This window comes from Paenibacillus jepli, assembly GCF_047238105.1.
Taxonomy (GTDB): Bacteria; Bacillota; Bacilli; order Paenibacillales; family Paenibacillaceae; genus Paenibacillus_D.
The window spans coordinates 4,350,874-4,369,036 of the sequence record NZ_JBDFMD010000001.1 but is presented as its reverse complement, the minus strand read 5'-3'; the positions used below and the strand labels follow the sequence as shown (position 1 = coordinate 4,369,036).

Below are 18,163 nucleotides of genomic sequence, written 5' to 3'. Positions count from 1 at the left end.
ATCTTTGACACCAGTCAGGCAAACATGTGCGAAGCGCGAACCTTCAAAGGAGCCGTTCATATACAGAAAACCGGACCCCAAAGGTCCGGTTCCTCAGCGCTGATCTGGAGATCAGCCTTGTTCGATCAGTCCGTACTTGCCGTCGCCGCGTTTGTACACGACATTGACTTCCTGGGTGTCCACATTGGCGAACATGAAGAAGGTGTGTCCGACCAGGTTCATCTGGAGTATCGCCTCTTCAACATCCATGGGCTTGAGCGTGAATTTCTTGGTCCGGACAACTTCCAGCTCTTCGTCTTCCTCCAAAGCCACAGACACCGTACCGCTCTCCGCCTCATCCTTGAACAGCGACTTGATGCTGCCCTCCTGACGGAACTTCCGGTTCAGCTTGGTCTTGTGCTTGCGGATCTGGCGTTCCAGCTTGTCCACAACAAGGTCAACCGCCGCATACATATCGTCATTCTTGTCCTCAGCCCGGAGCATCAGCCCCGTCAGCGGGATCGTGACCTCGACGCTCTGCCGGTTGCGTGTCACCGATAAGGTCACAGTGGCTTCGGCGTTCAGCGGCTCCTCGAAGTAGCGGTCCAGCTTGCTCAGCTTCTTCTCCACATGATCGCGAAGGGCGTCAGTAACAGGAATGTTTTTGCCACGAATGTTGTACTGCATGGGCACTCCTCCTTTGATATTTACAATTGTAACACATTCCGACCCTTGCTTCAAAAGAAGAAAGTCACACCGGAATGTGTCTAAAAGCTGAGCGGAAGGCTCAGCTGTTATTGGTGTCTTTCAGACTGTTGAAAAATAAAGCCTCAAGGTAACGGATCGTTCTTCCGATCGCTGTTGTTCCCAGATTTCTTGAATTTTGGACCCCTTTTAAGGGGGGAAATCCGGGAACAAAGGCGAACGCTGCGCTTCTCCAGAATCGATTCCGCACCCATCGGCGCTTTTTCAACAAGCTGGTCTTTGTCATTAACCTCTCATCCGGGCAAATAATCATATCTGAGCAATTCTTCGCGAAATGCCGGTTTGCGGGGGTAAGCCTCCAACAGCCGCTGCACCATCTGTTGTGCCGCCAACGGCTCGCCCAGACCTCTCAACGTGATGATCAGACCTGCCACCTCCGCATAATCTCTACGTTTGGATGCACGGGCGGCCGCTCGTTCGATATAAGCCCCCATTAATCCAATCGTATCGGCTCTCGCATACCCGATGAGATGCCGGCAATAGCTCATGATCTGATCCGGGAATTGCTTCACGTGATCCAGCAATTCTCCCCATTGCGCCTCGTCCACAAGCAGTCTTGTATACACCCCGTATCTGCCATTCTTCGCCTGGGCCAACAGTCCCGGGACGACCCGCTTCCATTCATCGGCGAGATACGTCTGTTTCAATCCTTCATAGTAAGGAGAATAATGTCCGGCCAGCAACAGCCGCTCACCGATCTTCCGCTGCTTCGCCAGATCTTCCATGAGATAATAAACTTGATATTGCTGTTCCAGCCAGTGCGTCACTCGACCGGCAAAGCCCTCCTCCTCAGCCTGCCGCTCGCCTTCCTGCGCATAACGCAGCGCAGCTTCCAGGTCGCCTGCTTGGAGTGCCCGTTCAATGGCCATCTCGCGAAACTCTGTCAGATGAAGTCGGCTCTGAATGAAGCTAGCCTCGTCCTCCCCGTGCCCGCTGAGCGGCAACAACCGGAGCCGCAGCTGCTCCACAGCACTATGCCAATAGGTGCCGCTCCACATGCTTGTCGTCTTAGCTTCTCCCAACTTTTGCAAGAGTGCTTCAACCGCTTCTGCCTCCTGCGGAGTCCTGACCATCTCGACGATACTCTCCAGAAGGACCAGCTGCCATTCCGTCCAATCGTCATAGCCATCCTTGATGACCTCTTCCATGCAAAAGGCGAGGATTGTCTTGCGGTCATCTCCGCCATGGGGCGAATCATCAACCGACTCGGCAATTAAGACGATCTCTGCCAACGCTTCCTCTACCGGCCCGCCGACAACCCCATTGGAATCGTCTACATATTCCATCATGTCGATCGCTTCCTCAATACACAGCAGATCAAGCTTTGCCGCCCGCGTAAGCTCCCAATCCATCCGAAGCTCCCTGGCTTGACCCAACACTTCCTGGATCCCACTGATGGCATGCCCGGCTTGCCGCCAATCCACGTACCCGCGACGATCCTGCACATGCCGGACCGAGGAGCGGATGAGATTGCGTGCGATCTCCAGCTCTTGCGCATCCTCTGAACGTGCGAGCCGCAGCCGGATCACTTCACGGGTCTGTACGGATTCCTGAGCGAGGTACAGCAACAGCTCCTCCAGCTTCTCCTTGCTTTGCTGCCGCAGCAACTCCGCCAGGGTGTTTTTCGCTCCGTCATTCGATCGGTGGACAGGGCCTTCAAGGGCGGCTTGTCGCTCCTGCAGTTTGATGAGGACGGCTACGATATGCTTGCAGATGGGGCCGTAATCATAGGGACAATCGCAATAGGCATCTCTCACCTGACCGTTTTCCTTCAATTCGACAGTGACGTCATACCAATCGGTCCCCGCCACCTCTGCCTCATAATATCCATCCTCCACCCTCTCGATGGATGTCACAGCTCCTCCGGCTGCCAGATCCCTCCCCCGGGCTATCACCGCCGGATCAGCACCAGCCCAAAATCCTTCGATCATTAGTTTCATAGCGTATCCCCTCTAAGCTTCAAAAAGTGGCCTGCCTCCCTGGACTCGACCCTACTGCTGCCATAATACAAAAAAACCCCCGGGGTCGCCCCGAGGGTGTCATGTCCAGCAATTAGAACTCGCTAATGCCAGCTATTCTTGCAGCTTCTCAGCCGGAAGATTATGATTTGACTACGTTAGCAGCTTGTGGGCCACGAGCGCCTTCGACGATGTCAAATTCTACGGATTGACCTTCTTCGAGGGTTTTGAAACCTTCGGATTGGATCGCGGAGAAATGAACAAATACGTCGCCGCCCTCTTCAGTTTCGATAAAGCCATAGCCCTTCTCTGCGTTAAACCATTTTACTTTACCTTGCATTCAGAACATTCCCTTCATCTTCAAATAGCTGTGAGAGTTCATTTTATGAAGCCCACAAACAAAATATACCCCATCGACACAGGATTGTCAATTCTTATCTGAAAGCGTTTTATACCATAGTGTGTAAGGGTTCGCGGGTTCTGGGTTGAAGCCTTGGGGACTTTTGGAGGTTTTTGTCGCTTGACGTCGGAATGATGTATAAGAAAAGAAAATTCCCATCCTCTTCAGCGTGCGAGAGAATGGGGAAAACTCAGCGTTTCGTATCGAAGAAAAAGCTTTCCTGGTCCGCTGCGTAACTGTCTTCGTAAGTGCTTTTCGCAGTGCGGCCATTCGAGAGTTTATCCATCTCGGCTTGGGCTTCGCTCCGCAACACATGCATACGGGTGACGATTAATGCGTCCATCGCCAAAATCTGCTCTACTGCGGGACGCAGCTCCGCGGCTTCTGCCGGAGTCGGACGCATCTGCTGCAACTGGACGAAGATGGCGTCCCGCTCGCGCATATAATCTGTCATCTCATCCATCCCCACCGACGCCAGGCGGCTGACCAGGTTAGACGACAGTTGTGTGAGTAGAAGGATTGTAGCTTCCATACTGTGCTCCTGCCGGCGCTCCCTGCGCCTGATTGATAGCCTTGGCGGCCTGGATCCAGGTTTCTTTCATTTCGACTAGGTAACCCAGTACCTCTTCCGCTGGTTCGGCGGTTTTGGTTATGTTGGCCTCGGTAAGACGGGTCTTAAAATAATCATACAGCTGCATCAGGCTTGGTGCCATCGGCGAAGATTGGTCAAGAGTAATGATGAACTCATCGATAATGGCTTGGACTTTTTGCAGATGCGTGTTCGTCTCGGCGATTTGTCCAGCCCCAATCGCAGCTATTGCTGCACGGCAAGAGCGGATCGCTCCGTCATAGAGCATGATCAAGAGCTGAGCCGGGCTTGCGGTTTGTACCGTCGTCTCCAAATATTTGTTCCGTTGCTGTAGCTGCATCGTCAGTTACCCTCCTGTTGAAAATTGCTGTGCCAGCCACGCGCTCTGCGCGTTCATCCGGTTCAAATAGGTCTCCATTGCTGCAAATTGTTTATAATAGCGGGCTTCCAGATCTTCCAACCGGCGGGTCAAGCGGTCGATCCGTTCATCGTGGCGATTCATTTCCTTGCCCATCATGAATTGATCATTGACCATACCGGTTGCTCCAGCTTTGGCAGTTATATTGTCGAGAAGATTGCTAACCTGCTTATGAAGCTTAATAGCGATTCCGTCGTTTCCACCGGATTCCGAGTCTTCACCAGTATTACGGAACAACTGCAGTACTTCCTCAGGACGTTCTGTAAGTGCTTGTTTCAGCTTGGTCTCATCAATGTAAAGCTTGCCTTTATCAAGATAACTTCCTGATACCGATTTGCCTTGAACAATCGTGCTGGAAATACCAATCTGGGAGAGACTGTTCAATTGACCATCCATCAGTCCCGAGACTGTGCTGTACATAATTGCTCGAAGGTCACTAATCCCCTTTGAGAGTAGTGAATCGCTAGCCAGCATGCCACTCTTGGCACGCTCTTCCCAACGTTTTATATCGTCTTCGCTCATCTCTTTTCGCTGTTCATCGGTAAGTGGTGGAAAGTCACGATATTTCCGTTCCGAGATTTTACCATTAACTTCATCGATCATTTCGTTATACTTATCCACGAACGCTTTGATGTTGTTAAAAGCCGCTTCTACGTCGTGAGTGACAATGATGTCAATTGGTCCGGTATTCTCCTGTTTGGCAGTAAAGTTCATCCCTAAGATGGTGAATGTGTTGGACTCATATTCGGAGGGAATCCCATTGAACTTCACTTCAGCATTAGCTCCTCTGATGGATAGGGTAGAAGCCGTATCCGCCACCGGTATTGGAGTTGCATCCAATCCAAGCTTTTCCAAAACGCCATCGACCGGGAAGCTGCTAAAGTTTATATCCTTTCCTTGGGCATTATACATAACAAGCTTGCCATCTACCAGATCAGCCGAGATCCCTTCTTTGGACAGGGAAGCATTCACGGAGTTAATAAAATCACCAATTGTGGTGTTTTTAGTAATACCGAAATCATAGACTTTACTTGGCGAACCAACGGAGATAGAAAGCTTGTCCACTGAGTTTATAGTACTGTCGATAAGAGCAGTTTTTGAATCAAAATCAACATCGCCTTGCAAAATTTGTGCGTTACTACCTGTGGTATCAAATTTAAAAACTGAGGCTAGAAGGTCAGCTGTACTATCTGGGTCCGTACTTTCCATACGCAGCGTCACATTCGAATTCTGGCCGGTCTGGCTAGAAGTAAAGAACAATCTGTCCATATTCTCATCATAAGAAACTTTTACCCCGTTTTTAACCGATTCATTGTTAACCTGTCCAATCAGCTGTGCAATCGTCATATTAGGGGTAACAGTAATCTCGCTTGTTCCCTTGGCGCCGCCAATTTTAAGCTTAGCATCCTTTACCAGCCCTATGTCGATCAAGCGGGTATTCAGTCCTTGCTGTGCTCCCAATGGGTCATCCGAAGAGATGGAAGCCGCTGTTGCCAGTTTATTGATTTCGATTTGATATCGTCCGTCATTTGCCGTACCCGTACCCGTTACAGAAACGGCTGCCTCATTGGAGCTTGAAGCTTTCTTGACCATGTGGCTGCCCTCAAGACGCATGTTAAATGCCGCATCGCGAAACGCCATCAGCTTCACATTCAGATTCCGATAATCGTCACGCTTCCACTCCAGCAATTGCTTCTGCTGCTTCAGCTTGTCCATCGGTATACGACTTGCGCTCATCAGCTTGGCTACGATTTCATCCGTGTTCATGCCGGACGCAAGTCCGCTAATTCTCATTCCCACTTGCCATAACTCCTTTCGTGAAGCATACTATCGTTTCTCATCTACGAACAGTCCAGCCATCTCCCATAGATTGGCCACAAAATCAAGGATCTTCTCCGGTGGAATCTCACGAATCGTATCCCCGGTTTCCGCGTCCTTCACCTTGACATTGATCGCTTTTGTCTTCTCATGGATAGAAAACTCCAAGTTGGTCGCTTTGCCTTGCATCGCCTTGATCGCTCGCTCGATCCCTTTGACAATCTGCTCATCGCTTACTGTATACCGTTCTCCACGGAGCTCCGCACGTTTGAGGTCTGACATGTTGTTAATGGAGGATGGAATCGTGGCAATCGTATGGTCCGTGATGGACGGTTGCGATTTGGATTTTCCAATCAATTCGGCGGAACCATCAGTGATGATGGAATTGCCGCTGCCCGGCACCGACATATGACTACTCATTGAACACTCGCCCCTCTAACCGACATTTTTGACTACTCTTTATATCGGTCTCCCCTACAAAATTTGTTAGTCGGAAGCAAAAAAAGAGGTTCGTCACCTAAGGAACGACCTCTGCAAGAATAGTATAGTCTAAAATTTAAGTTACATTTGAAAATCACACCTTGATATCTATGCTAGAACCTAGATGAGGCTGTACAGACTGGGCCATTGCCTGCATCTGATTAAGCATATCTATTGTACCTTCTGCGTTGACATTGGCTGTATTCATCGCCATCTTCATCGTCGCTATCGTTGCGAACTGCTTGATGCTGGATTGATTCATTGCAATTGACAATGCTGCTATGTCCAACGTGAATTCACCTTCCTTTACATATGCGTTTTGTTGAGAAGAAAAAAGACTCTGGAAAACCCAGAGTCTTTTTTGTAAGCCATGCTTCCGGTATTAACGGAGCAATTGCAGTACGCCTTGCGGCTGTTGGTTCGCTTGAGCCAGCATCGCTTGCGCAGCTTGAGTAAGGATGTTGTTCTTGGTGAACTCCATCATTTCTTTCGCCATGTCAACGTCGCGGATCCGGGACTCAGCAGCAGTCAGGTTCTCGGAGGAAGTTCCCAGGTTGTTGATTGTGTGCTCCAGACGGTTTTGAACAGCACCCAGCTTGGAACGCTCGCTCGATACTTGACTGATTGCATTGTCAAATACCTGGATTGCATTAGCGGCACCAGCAGCAGTTGTGATATCAAGAGCAGCTTCTTTGACAGTGTTGTTAGTTCCATCTGTAACATTATTGGCTGCAGAGAAACCGGCTTGGCCAGCTGTTCCAGTGATACCCAGTGCATTAGCACGAACATCTTCGATACCAAGAGACATCGTTTGATTTTGGTTAGCGCCAATTTGGAACGTCAGAGACTGGTCAACAGTTGGTTGAGTAGTGACTGATTCTGTTTCCAGGGTGATAGGATTCAGAGTAAAATCATCCGCAGCATCATATGAAGCATTAATTTCAAACGAAATTCCATGCTCGTTATACTTAGTACCTGCTGCAATATCTTTAATGGTGTCTGTCGACAAAGCATTTCCGTCAGCATCTTTGATGACTACAGTAAGCTCAGCACCGGATACCGAAATTTCAACGGAGGCAGCACCTTCCAAAGCTTCGGCACCTGTGATCTTGAAGTTGTCAAATACGTTTGCCTTGTTAGTCAATGTAGTTACAGTATAGTCACTTTGAAGGCTAATAGCACCAGAAGTCGGCAGCGTCTCATCAGCAAGCTCTTTCAAGTTTACTTCAATATTGCTATCGTCTGCCATAGCATTAAAGTCTTCTTCAGAAATTTTAAAGCTCAGGCCGTGGGAATTGTATTCAAAGAAACCGTCTGTAAATGTTGGAGCAACTACATCTGCAGAATTAAGTTCATTAGTCCCATCAGTAACACCAGCAATAGTTACTGTGAGGTTGCCGTCCGAATCCTTGCCGATTGTAATTGTACCATCAGTAGCATCAGACCACTTGATTGGCGAGCCATCAACGTCTGTAAGATTGATTTGTCCAGCAGTCTCGCCGTTGTAAAGTACAGGAGCAGCTCCGGCACCATCAGTAGATGTAACACCTACTGCATAGTTAGGAGTAATATCAGCGTCTTTAACAGTTACTGTTGTAGTGGCTGCGCCACTTGCAACTGCAGAGGAAAGGTCGCCGTTAAGCAACTTTTTGGTATTGAACTCTGTAGTGTTACCAACGCGGTTGATCTCGGAAGTCAACTGGTTGATTTCTTTTTGGAGCTCTTGACGGTCGCTCAGCGTGTTCGTGTCGTTAGACGACTGAACAGCCAGCTCACGCATACGCTGCAGGATGCTGTGAACTTCGTTCATTGCACCTTCAGCAGTTTGGATCAGGGAGATGCTGTCTTGCGCGTTCTTTTGAGCCATGTCCAGACCGCGGATCTGGGCGCGCATTTTCTCGGAAATCGCGAGGCCAGCGGCGTCGTCACCTGCACGGTTGATACGAAGACCAGAAGACAGTTTCTCCAGCGCTTTGCTGGATTGAGCAGTGTTGTGCGACAATTGACGATGAGTATTCAGTGCCGCAATGTTGTGATTAATACGCATGATTAATTTCCTCCTTGAAATGGTCGAGTTCCCGCATCCTTGCGGAAGCTTATGAAAAATAGGTCGGCCGCCCTATTTCCCAAGCTACTATATTTATCGTCATTCCATTTAGAAAGTGAATAGCTCGATCAAAAATTTTTTTGTGAATTTTCTCTCTTCTATATGCCGTCAGTGACCGATATTAAGTAATAGAGTCTTTAGGTCTGAGAGGAGATTGCATCCATGAAACGCCGAAGTACCCCAATCACCCTTGTCCCTCATTACATGCAGCAATTTGCTTGCATCGGTTCTTCCTGTGAAGATAGCTGTTGTGTGGGCTGGAAAGTAACCATCGACGAAGATACGTACAAGAAATATAGACAGGTTCGCGATGCCGAGATGACATTTCAGCTGCAAAAACGGGTGACGCGTAACCGTTCAACACCCTCGCAACAAAATTTTGCCAAAATCAAAATGGAGAAAGACGGCAGTTGTCCAATGTTAAACGAAGAGAAGCTGTGCAGCATCCAGCTCAAGCTCGGTGAGGAATACCTTTCTAATACTTGCGCCACCTATCCCCGTACGACACAGAATGTCAATGGCGTATTGGAGCGCGCCGCTACCGTCTCCTGCCCGGAAATTGCAAGATTGGCTTTGCTTAATCCGAACGGCATCGATTTTGATGAGATTGTCGAGCCGTCGGGTACACGATATGGTAGAATTCCCTCGCTGGATACATCCGATAAGAGCTTGGATGCTTCGGCAAAGAAATATTTGTGGGAGCTTCGTATCTTCACGATTCAAGTGCTGCAAAACCGAAACTACAGTTTGAGCGACCGACTAATCCTGCTCGGTATGTTTTATCAAAAAGCAAGCAGTTTAGAGGAATCTAAGGCAGTGGATCAAATTCCCGGTATGATTACTTCTTATAGCAATATCATTGAAGAAGGTACGCTCCGTGATGATCTAGCGGCCGTTCCCGCCAAACAAACGATGCAGTTGGAGCTATTAAAAGAGATTGTAGACGCGAGGTTCAAAATCGGCATTTCAAACAAACGTTTCTTAGAAAGTTATGCAGAAATGATGAAAGGCCTCGGATATGTTACCGGTGAGGAGCTTTCAGGAGTACCAGAAAAATATAATGAAGCTTACAAAGCATACTTCAAGCCTTTTAACGAGGAACATGAGTATATCTTTGAAAATTATTTAGTTAATTACGTATTCAAAAATTTGTTTCCATTCGTGACTCCGACCAGTCTATATGATAACTATGTCATGATGGTCGTCCACTACTCCCTGATCAAACTCTTGCTCATTGGAGTAGGTGCCTTCCATAAGGAACTGACCACCGACCATGCTGTGAAAGTAATTCAGTCTTACTCCAAAATGTTTGAGCATAATCCATTGGTGCTGCGTCGCCTGCTCAGCTTGCTGAAGGACAGCGGCTACACCTCCACCCCATACATGGCCATCCTCATCAAAAACTAAAACAAGCGCTCTCCCCTTTGACGGGGGTGAGCGCTTATTTCTTTACTCTTTTGGAGATGAATCTCCCAACATTCCCTTCAATTGCTGCAATGTGATAGTCGCTGAAGCCGCTTCGCGGTTAGAGGCCTGAATCGTATCGTAGATTTCCTTGCGATAGATTTCCACGTCCCTCGGCGCCCGGATGCCCAGCTTGACCGTATCGCCCTCTGTCCCCAACACGATCAGCTCGATTTTGTTGCCAATCATGATCGACTCATTTAACTTGCGGGATAACACCAACATTCGCTTCGCCTCCTATTCTGCCGCGGCTTCGGCGGGCATCAGCGGTTGACGAGACGTGTAGTTGCCCTCCTGCAGGATATGCTGCTTGCCCAGTCGCTTCGACTGATTGATAAGGACCGGGGCCAACAGATTAATCGTCGAGTGCTTCAACTCTGACGCAACAGTAACAATCGACCAGACCTGCAGATCCGAGCTGCTCTCCAGTTCCAACTCCTCCTGCGCCGACGCCGGCAACGTCCATTCATAACTCTGATAGAATACAAATGGATCGCACACATAGAACGAAATATCCTTGTCCTCCAGCGATTGCATCAGCTTGAACGGCACGCCTTCACCGATATCGAGAAAAGCAAAGGTGTGAAGTTCTTCAAACCCGGGAATCCCTTGGGGAAAACAAACGGTGGCTTCTTCGGGAATTTCAACTTCTCCGATTTTTGATGTGGTTACTTTCACTTTGTGTACACCCTCTATCCTTCCGTGGTAGAAAAAGAAAAGCTATAGACCGGTATACTAATAGGTATACACCATCAGTCTATAGCTTGCAAGAATACCCATTATCCATGACTACAACTGAGCTTCAATTACAGGCGGCGTGATCTGCACGCTGCCGTATTGCTCCATATAAAGGTTCACTCGTCCGCGCTCATAGTTGTGCACCGGCGGATTGACACTGACCTTCAGATCAACCCGGCCATCTTGCACATCAATGGAGAAGTGGCCCGGTCGAAACACCATATCTACGTTCAGGACGGAAGCTTCACCGCGAAAATCAAACTCTGGAAACGTGCGCCGCCAATCCATAGCCAGCTCGGCAATAGCATTGCCGCCTCGGTGAATCGCAGCCATCTGGTTGCCCTTCTCTACGATTCTTGCCAAGCCCTGCATCGCCATGTTCGACGCCATGCCATAGATCTTGTTCATTGTCTGCAGGTTGTTGCCCAAAGCCAGCGCATCCCACGCCCGCTCCTGGTCGATCTCGAAATATCCCATCCGAGTCTGAATACTCAGCTCCGGACGAATCTGCTCCATCTCCATCGTTGCACGCGGCTGCTGCAGATCCTGTCTGCCTGGCTCAATGTCCATACCCAGCTTGGCGGGAATCTGTTGAATTTGGACTTGCGGGATGTTCATCGGTCAGCCCCTCTTTATCTCAGGAAGTCTACCAGGCTTGGCGTGATGAGCTTGGCGCCCGCTGACAGAGAAGCTTGGTATACATTCTCTTCCATCTTCAAGTTAGTAATAACCATGGCCAGATCCGCATCCTCGGTCTTGGACTTGATGGAAGTCAGGTTGACGCTGATATCCTCCAGACGGCCCTCTACCAGGGAGACGCGATTGCTGCGGGCGCCGATCTCGGCACGCTGCTCCAACAGCGTATTGATCCGACTGTCCATCTTGCCCAATAGCGATGATACTTCACTGGCATCCCCGCTGCCCAGAGCCTCCGAGACTTGCCGGAGTACATGGAACATGTTATCGCTCTCGGTGTCAGGTCCCGCGCTCTCATCGACAGGCAATCCGAAGACGTCATTACCCGTAATATTCACAGCCAATACCATGCCAGGGGCCAATTCGTATTTGATCTGTTGGTTATCGGTCGCGACCTGATAAGCCTTGACAGCATCTGGATCCGAGTTGCCCAGTGTCGTCGTCGGATACGGCGCAGTCTCGGTCTGCTCGCCGTTGAACACATACTTGCCATTGAACTTGCTGTTGCCGATCTCGACTAGCTGGTTGTACAACTCGTCGATCTCCAGCTTGATCGCATCGTATCCTGTCTGCGGCAACGAACCGTCGGCACCTTTAACCATCAACTCCCTGACGCGATGCAGCACGTCCCCTACCTGAGACAATGCCATATCCGTATAATTCAGACTCGACTTGGCGGAGTCGACGTTGCGGATGTACTGGTCGTTGGCCGAGATCTCGCTGCGGTAGCGCATGGCGAAGGTCAGACCGACCGGATCGTCCGACGGCGCGTTGATCCGCTTGCCGGTGGAGAGCTGGTTCTGCAGGGTATTCATACGGCCGAGGTTGTTGGAGACGTTGCGCAGGAGCTGCGCGCTCATCATCGATTGGGTTACGCGTAAGGACATTTATGATTCACTCCCCTAATGACTAACGACCTACAATACCCATGCCGTTAATAACTTTGTTTAACGTTTCATCGATCATCGTCATGTTCCGTGCAGCGGCATTGTACGCATGCTGGAATTTGATCAGATTGGCCATCTCTTCGTCGAGCGATACGCCGCTCACTGACTGCCTGCGAGAATCGACCTGGTCAACCAATGTCTTGGAGTTGGCCAGCTGACGATTGGCCTCTTGGGCCTGCACCCCGAGTTGGCCGACGACGGAGCGGAAATAAGAATCCACGGTCGCCAGATCCGGATCAGCCTCTGTACCGAAGTTGATCCGGGAGTCACGCGCCTGGGAAAAAAGCAACGCCAGGGAATTGTTTCCCCGCACTACCGTCTCCTCCCCATCCTGATCGACAATCCGCATCGACGTTGCAATCTTGGTCGGGTTATCCGATAGCTCACGGTTCAAAGTAATAGAGATCGCAGTGATATTCTCCGTACTGCCGTCGGCATTGGTGAAGAATGGCAAGCCTCCTGGCTCTGAAGAGAAGTTATAGCCCAGCTGATGCAGACCGTTAAGCCCCTTCACGGTGACTGTTGTGTCCTCAGCTAGGGTACGTGCCGCGCCTGCATAGACAACTCCATTCAGCGTCGTACCCTCAGGAAGGACAGAGCCTGCAGGAAGTGTGACTTCCATGTCGCCGTTAGCCAGCTTGTCCACAAGTGTGTTCAGATCATCAATATAGCCCTGGACATAATGATCACGCGAGTGAATCATCCCGTACACTTCGCCGCTATTCAGGTCACCAGATGCAAAGAATGCCTCCATCGCTGCCGGATCCAGCTCCTGCACAGCCTGACCGTTCACCAGCTCGACGCCGCCCATCATAATTTGATAGCCGTCCGCTCCCTCAGTAACCCGTACATTGATCATCTGCGACAGCTCATCTGTAATGAGGTCGCGTTGGTCACGCAGGTCATTAGCATTGTCGCCAAGCCCTTCAATCCGTTGGATTTCACCGTTGAGCTGGGCGACATTACGCAGGATCGAGTTGATCTGCTGCGTCTTAATGTTAACGTTCTCCGTCAGGTCGTCTTTCAGATCCTGCAGCGACTTGGCCGTATGATTAAACGCATCCGTCAGCGCAAGCGCCTGCTCTCGGACGATCTTGCGGCCATCGGCATTCTCTGGCGCCTTGCTAAGATCAGACCAGGAGTTGAAAAACGCTTCAATAACGGTGCGGATACCTGTATCCGAAGGCTCATTCACAATCTTCTCCAGCTTCTCCAGCGTATCCTGCTGGATTGCATAGTTGCCGAACGATTTGTTCTCGTTGCGGAACTGATCGTCGAGGAACTTCTCGCGGATCCGCGTGATCGAACTGAACTCGACGCCCATCCCGGTCTGGCCCGGGATCGTCGTCCGGTTCATCCCGAACGCTTCGATTGGCTTGGCGGCAACCATGTTCACCACTTGGCGGGTATAGCCGCGTGTGTTGGCATTGGCAATATTGTGCCCGGTCGTATTCAATGCAGCCTGCTGTGTAAACAGCGAGCGCTTGGCGACTTCAAGTCCATGGAAGGTAGATCTCACTTGTGCTGCACCTCTTCTCTATGCTCTTGTATCAAACTGACTGAACCGCTTGAAGCCCTCGGCCTGCAAGGAGCGATGGTAGGTCGCATCCTCCTCGGGCGGCCCGGCGATCAGGTCGATGGAATAGGAGACGTACTCCAGATTCAGCCGGATCATCTGCTGGTTGAACTCGTTGATCTCCTGAAGCTCGAGCAGCGCTTCATTCAGCTGAACGCAAGCCTCCCGGAGCGCTTGCTTCTCCTCCGCCTTGTACACCATCTGGATGAGCTGCTCCATCCGGAACGATCCCGTCGGCGCATAGCCTTGACGGGCGACATATTGACCAACCGCCAGCAGACGCTGCTTGTCCAGCTCCGTGATCTGCAGCAGCAGCCGGCTCTCGCGGCTGGCGACTGCGGCAACCGTGTCCGTATCCCCGCTGCCGAGCGCCTCGCGCTTGGTCTTGCCGAGCTCGGACAGCTGGCGGTGCAGACCGGTCAACTGTTGAAGCGTATCCATGACGACTTGGAGCGGTTCATTCATCGTGTTCTCTCTCCTCTGGGGGGCTTACTTCAGGTAAGGAAGCAGCTTCTCGGCGATCTTGCCGGCCTCGACATGATAAGTGCCAGAGGAGACGGCTTGCTTCAACTGACTCAGTTGCTCGGCCCGACCTGCCTGATTGATCCGATTCGATTCCAACAGCTCCTTCGCCTCCGAAGAAATGGTGACTTGATCCTTGCGCTTGACAGCTTCCGTCTGTTCCGTACGCTGTCCCCTGTTCGAGTTGTATTGTTGAAGCCCGGCGATGCGGTTAGGCTCATTGACTTTCATCGTACTTCACCTCTAATCCTATGACGTGGCCCGGCGGCCCAATTATTATGCCTATAAATAAACAGGGCCGATGATTACTATAGCAGTCCGAGTTCAAAAATGTCGAATCCGCTTCTTTGAATCACTTCGTGATCAAAAGCAGACTTTTTGAACAACCTCTATAAGTAATATCGGCAACCCTTGTGAGAAAGTTTATAGCTATGCCGCTTGGCAGACTATTCCTTGCGCGTCTTGTCGCTGATCTTGTAGGCGGCCTGATGTCTCTGCTGCTCGGCAGCCGATGCCGCAGCCTCACTGGCGGAGCCGAAATCTTTTATGAGCTTGGCGCGGCAATCGTTGCACATATGCCCCTCGCGGATGAAGCTGCCGCACATCTCGCAAGGATAAGCCAGGTTAGGCGCATCGATAAGCGAGATCCGTCCCTCGCGGATGAACTTGGTGATCTGCCGATAAGACACGCCGGTCTCTTCGGAGAGCTCCTGGATCCCGCAGCCGCGGTTCTCCCTCAAATAGCTCGCACAGCTTTCATACTCCTTGTCGATCTCTTTGATGCAGCTAGGGCAGACTTCACGAAAATTAACGGCATACAGTCTGCCGCAGCGAGGACAATTACCCAGATTCATGGCGCGATCTCCTTCCAGTCTCATCCAATCTTACCTACTAGTTTACCGGAAAGAGCGAGATTTTTCATCCATTTTTTCGGGGTAGTCACTCCACCTCGCCGGTACGCACCAGCAGCTTGCCGGTATTGCTGCCCTCGAACAGGCCGAGGAACGCCTGCGGCAGCTTCTCGAAGCCCTCCAGCACCGTCTCCGTGTAGCTGAGCTTGTCCGCTTGCAGCCAGCGGGCGAGCTGGACGACCGCCTCGGGGAACTGCTCGGCATAGTCGCCGACGATGAAGCCCTGGATAAGCGCCCGCTTCGTCAGCAGCTGCGGCTGGATGCGCGGCCCCTCATCAGGCTTCTCCAGATTGTACAGCGAGATCTGGCCGCAGAGCGGGATGCGGGCGCCCTTATTGAGCAGCGCGATAACCGCATCCGATACAGAACCGCCGACGTTGTCGAAGTAGACATCGACGCCATCCGGGCAAGCCTGCTTCAGCTCGGAGTCGAAGGCGTCCGACTTGTAGTTGACTACCGCATCGAAGCCCAGCTCATCCTTCAGATAGGCCAGCTTGTCCTGGCTTCCGGCGATCCCGACGACGCGGCAGCCTTTGAGCTTGGCGATCTGGCCGACGACCGAACCGACCGCGCCCGCTGCGCCAGAGACGACGACAGTCTCGCCGGGCTCCGGTCTGCCGATATCCAGAAGTCCAAAGTACGCCGTCAGACCAGGCATCCCCAGGATGCCCAGGGCGGTCGAGACCGGCGCCTGATCCGGATCAATCCGCTGCACATGCTCTGCAGATACGGCAGCGTATTCCTGCCACCCCCACATGCCGCTGACGATGTCGCCTTCGCGGAGTTTGCTGCTTCGCGAGGAGACCACTTGCCCGACGGCGCCGCCGCTGATGACACTGCCCACCTCGAAGGCAGCGGTATAAGACGGCCCCTCATTCATCCGGCCGCGCATATACGGATCAACCGAGATATACAGACTGCGGACGACGATTTCTTCTTCGGCGGCTGCCGGGATCGGTTCTTCGACGATGCGGAACTGTTCCTCCGTAGGCATGCCGTGCGGCCTGCTGGTCAGGATAAATTTTCGGTTCATGGTTGCAGACATATGTAATCGCTCCTTCTATTAGGGGATGGATCCGCTGCGGTTAGGCAGGCAGGAGAGACGCGAGCACCGATTGGTAAAAGAAACACATTAGTACTCTTACCCGCTTAAAGCTCGTTTCACACAGGTTACTCATGCAAAAAAAGTGTTGGAGCGTGCGGCATGGGCGGCCGGGGCGCTGTAAGGGAATAAAGGTTCGTTGGAGAAAAAACAGGCGCCCCGGTGATCCCCAGAACATACTGGAACCTACGGAACGCCTCGCTTACTCGCTCGTTCTAAAGCTGAACTACATTATACCCCTGCTCGCGCAGCAGCGGGACAATCCCGTCTGGACCGAGCATGTGAGCGGCACCCACGACGATAAAGTACGTGTTGCCGTCTTCGTCAGCCAGGTATTCTTTGATCTTGTCGACCATGCCGATATTGCGGTCCGTCAGCATCGCCTTGTTGTACTCTTCGCTATAGTTGAAGCCTTCTGTCAGTTCGCCCAGCAGCTCCTGATCACCATCGATCCACATCTGGATCATATGGTCGATCATGAACTGTGCATTCTCATCCGGGCCTTGGTTGTGAGCAGCGATCGCACCCTCCAGCAGGGCAAGCTGCAGCTCATCGGAGAAGTCGTTGAACATGTTCAGCTGCAGGGCGGCGCTCTCCAACTCAAGGATCGGCATGCCGTTCGCTTTGGCCTGGTTCAAGAAATACATATCGATGCCCATATCGCCATCATATCCGGCTTCGCCAATCTGCAGATATTCGATCGTCGTCGCGACCATCCAAGGCTTGAACATGTCGAACGCATCAGCCGGCAGACCTTGCTCCTCAAGGATCTCGCCAAGTGCGGCATACGTCTCGGCAGAGATATGATCCTTCAGCGTCGAACCGTCCGAGTACATGGCCAATTCCATGGTCAGCTGCTCCATCTCTTCGCTGTCCTCCATCGCGATATCCAGCTCCACACCCAGGAAGTCGGAAGCGGCGAACGCCTCTTCGATCTCGGAGCGCAGCGGATACATCGATTCATTGGCGACATGGATGGAACCCAGCAGGTAGACTGTGCTGTCAGTGTCCTCTACCTTCCAGAGGAAGCCTTGGCTGCCTTCGCCGGCTTCCGGTTCTTCCTCAGGCACAGGCGTCGGGGCCGGCTCGGAGCCGTCCAGGAGCTGGATCGTCCGCTGCTCCGCATTCCACAGGACACGATAACCGACAGCTTCGCCCAGTGCCCGCACCGGTACATACGTCACATTGTTCAGGCTGGTTGCCGCAACGGGCAGATTCACTGCAGCTCCGTTAACAGTTGCTTGGGCAGCCCCAAGCTGCAGGGAGATCGATACTGTGTCGCTTGCGCCAGAGACCGTCTTGGTGGCGGCATCCCAGGCCAGCTCCAGGTCCATTTGTTCGAAAAGCGCCTTGACAGGCACCAGAGTCGTGCCGTCTTGGATAACCGGCTGGCTCTCTCCCAGCTCAACCTGGGTCTCGCCATACCAGAGCGAGATCGGCCGCTCCTGCGCAGCTACCGCCCCCACCATCGAGAGTAGTAATACAAGGGACAAACATAGCAAAGTAAGTTTTTTCATGAATGCAGCAGTCTCCTTTACAACAGATGTATTTGTGAAGACATCCAGGCCTGAAAAGCACCGGGGTGCCGGTCAACCAAAACGGATACGGCTCACGTATTATGCACGGGGGTGGCTATACACAGGTAGGCTGTGAACGGCTATGTATGGGCGGCTAAATCTCCACGGTAAATTGG

20 protein-coding genes are annotated in these 18,163 nt (G+C 51.6%); 1 reads left to right on the top strand and 19 read right to left on the bottom strand.

From position 1 onward, the window contains the following. Positions 1–111: 111 nt before the first annotated feature. From hpf to ABC336_RS18880, 9 genes are all read right to left on the bottom strand, one after another. Complete coding sequence (hpf, locus tag ABC336_RS18920; protein ID WP_413240119.1) at positions 112–666, bottom strand: ribosome hibernation-promoting factor, HPF/YfiA family; 555 nt, start codon at positions 664–666, stop codon at positions 112–114. 311 nt (positions 667–977) lie between these two features. Further along, positions 978–2,684, bottom strand: a complete 1,707-nt coding sequence (locus ABC336_RS18915; protein ID WP_413240118.1) for an SWIM zinc finger family protein — start codon at positions 2,682–2,684, stop codon at positions 978–980. 160 nt (positions 2,685–2,844) lie between these two features. Continuing rightward, positions 2,845–3,042, bottom strand: coding sequence for a cold shock domain-containing protein (locus ABC336_RS18910; protein WP_413240117.1), 198 nt, complete (start codon positions 3,040–3,042; stop codon positions 2,845–2,847). A gap of 250 nt (positions 3,043–3,292) precedes the next feature. After that, positions 3,293–3,634, bottom strand: coding sequence for a flagellar protein FliT (locus ABC336_RS18905; RefSeq protein WP_413240116.1), 342 nt, complete (start codon positions 3,632–3,634; stop codon positions 3,293–3,295). Next, positions 3,594–4,031 carry a flagellar export chaperone FliS gene (gene fliS, locus ABC336_RS18900; protein WP_413240115.1) on the bottom strand — a complete coding sequence of 146 codons (438 nt, stop codon included), beginning with the start codon at positions 4,029–4,031 and terminating at the stop codon, positions 3,594–3,596. Before fliS ends, ABC336_RS18905 begins: the two co-directional genes overlap by 41 nt. A gap of 6 nt (positions 4,032–4,037) precedes the next feature. Continuing rightward, a complete protein-coding gene (gene fliD, locus ABC336_RS18895) occupies positions 4,038–5,903 on the bottom strand; it encodes a flagellar filament capping protein FliD (protein ID WP_413242560.1) in 1,866 nt (621 codons plus the stop codon). A 33-nt stretch (positions 5,904–5,936) separates the two neighbouring features. Beyond that, positions 5,937–6,347 (bottom strand): flagellar protein FlaG, encoded by a 411-nt coding sequence (locus ABC336_RS18890; RefSeq protein WP_413240114.1) that lies wholly within the window; start codon positions 6,345–6,347, stop codon positions 5,937–5,939. Between the two features lie 154 nt (positions 6,348–6,501). Continuing rightward, positions 6,502–6,696 (bottom strand): YjfB family protein, encoded by a 195-nt coding sequence (locus ABC336_RS18885; RefSeq protein WP_413240113.1) that lies wholly within the window; start codon positions 6,694–6,696, stop codon positions 6,502–6,504. A 93-nt stretch (positions 6,697–6,789) separates the two neighbouring features. Further along, positions 6,790–8,454 carry a flagellin N-terminal helical domain-containing protein gene (locus ABC336_RS18880; protein WP_413240112.1) on the bottom strand — a complete coding sequence of 555 codons (1,665 nt, stop codon included), beginning with the start codon at positions 8,452–8,454 and terminating at the stop codon, positions 6,790–6,792. Positions 8,455–8,676: 222 nt separating this feature from the next. On the opposite strand from ABC336_RS18880, the gene fliB reads away from it, so the two are divergent. Continuing rightward, positions 8,677–9,921, top strand: coding sequence for a flagellin lysine-N-methylase (gene fliB, locus ABC336_RS18875; RefSeq protein ID WP_413240111.1), 1,245 nt, complete (start codon positions 8,677–8,679; stop codon positions 9,919–9,921). A gap of 42 nt (positions 9,922–9,963) precedes the next feature. Here fliB and csrA read toward each other — a convergent pair whose 3' ends face one another. The 10 genes from csrA to ABC336_RS18825 form a co-directional block, all read right to left on the bottom strand. Further along, the gene (csrA, locus tag ABC336_RS18870; RefSeq protein WP_413240110.1) at positions 9,964–10,203 is read right to left on the bottom strand and encodes a carbon storage regulator CsrA; all 240 of its coding nucleotides are present in this window, start codon (positions 10,201–10,203) and stop codon (positions 9,964–9,966) included. Between the two features lie 12 nt (positions 10,204–10,215). Beyond that, positions 10,216–10,656 (bottom strand): flagellar assembly protein FliW, encoded by a 441-nt coding sequence (fliW, locus tag ABC336_RS18865; RefSeq protein WP_413240109.1) that lies wholly within the window; start codon positions 10,654–10,656, stop codon positions 10,216–10,218. 111 nt (positions 10,657–10,767) lie between these two features. After that, positions 10,768–11,334, bottom strand: a complete 567-nt coding sequence (locus ABC336_RS18860) for a DUF6470 family protein (RefSeq protein WP_413240108.1) — start codon at positions 11,332–11,334, stop codon at positions 10,768–10,770. A 14-nt stretch (positions 11,335–11,348) separates the two neighbouring features. Continuing rightward, a complete protein-coding gene (gene flgL, locus ABC336_RS18855; protein WP_413240107.1) occupies positions 11,349–12,299 on the bottom strand; it encodes a flagellar hook-associated protein FlgL in 951 nt (316 codons plus the stop codon). A gap of 22 nt (positions 12,300–12,321) precedes the next feature. Further along, entirely contained in the window at positions 12,322–13,878 is a 1,557-nt protein-coding gene (flgK, locus tag ABC336_RS18850; RefSeq protein ID WP_413240106.1) for a flagellar hook-associated protein FlgK, read from the bottom strand. Positions 13,879–13,896: 18 nt separating this feature from the next. Continuing rightward, positions 13,897–14,400, bottom strand: a complete 504-nt coding sequence (locus ABC336_RS18845; RefSeq protein WP_413240105.1) for a flagellar protein FlgN — start codon at positions 14,398–14,400, stop codon at positions 13,897–13,899. A 24-nt stretch (positions 14,401–14,424) separates the two neighbouring features. Continuing rightward, a complete protein-coding gene (gene flgM / locus ABC336_RS18840; RefSeq protein ID WP_413240104.1) occupies positions 14,425–14,688 on the bottom strand; it encodes a flagellar biosynthesis anti-sigma factor FlgM in 264 nt (87 codons plus the stop codon). Positions 14,689–14,903: 215 nt separating this feature from the next. Next, entirely contained in the window at positions 14,904–15,311 is a 408-nt protein-coding gene (locus ABC336_RS18835; RefSeq protein WP_413240103.1) for a TIGR03826 family flagellar region protein, read from the bottom strand. 85 nt (positions 15,312–15,396) lie between these two features. Continuing rightward, a complete protein-coding gene (locus ABC336_RS18830) occupies positions 15,397–16,413 on the bottom strand; it encodes an NADP-dependent oxidoreductase (RefSeq protein ID WP_413240102.1) in 1,017 nt (338 codons plus the stop codon). A gap of 272 nt (positions 16,414–16,685) precedes the next feature. Continuing rightward, a complete protein-coding gene (locus ABC336_RS18825) occupies positions 16,686–17,987 on the bottom strand; it encodes a TraB/GumN family protein (RefSeq protein WP_413240101.1) in 1,302 nt (433 codons plus the stop codon). Positions 17,988–18,163: the final 176 nt, after the last annotated feature.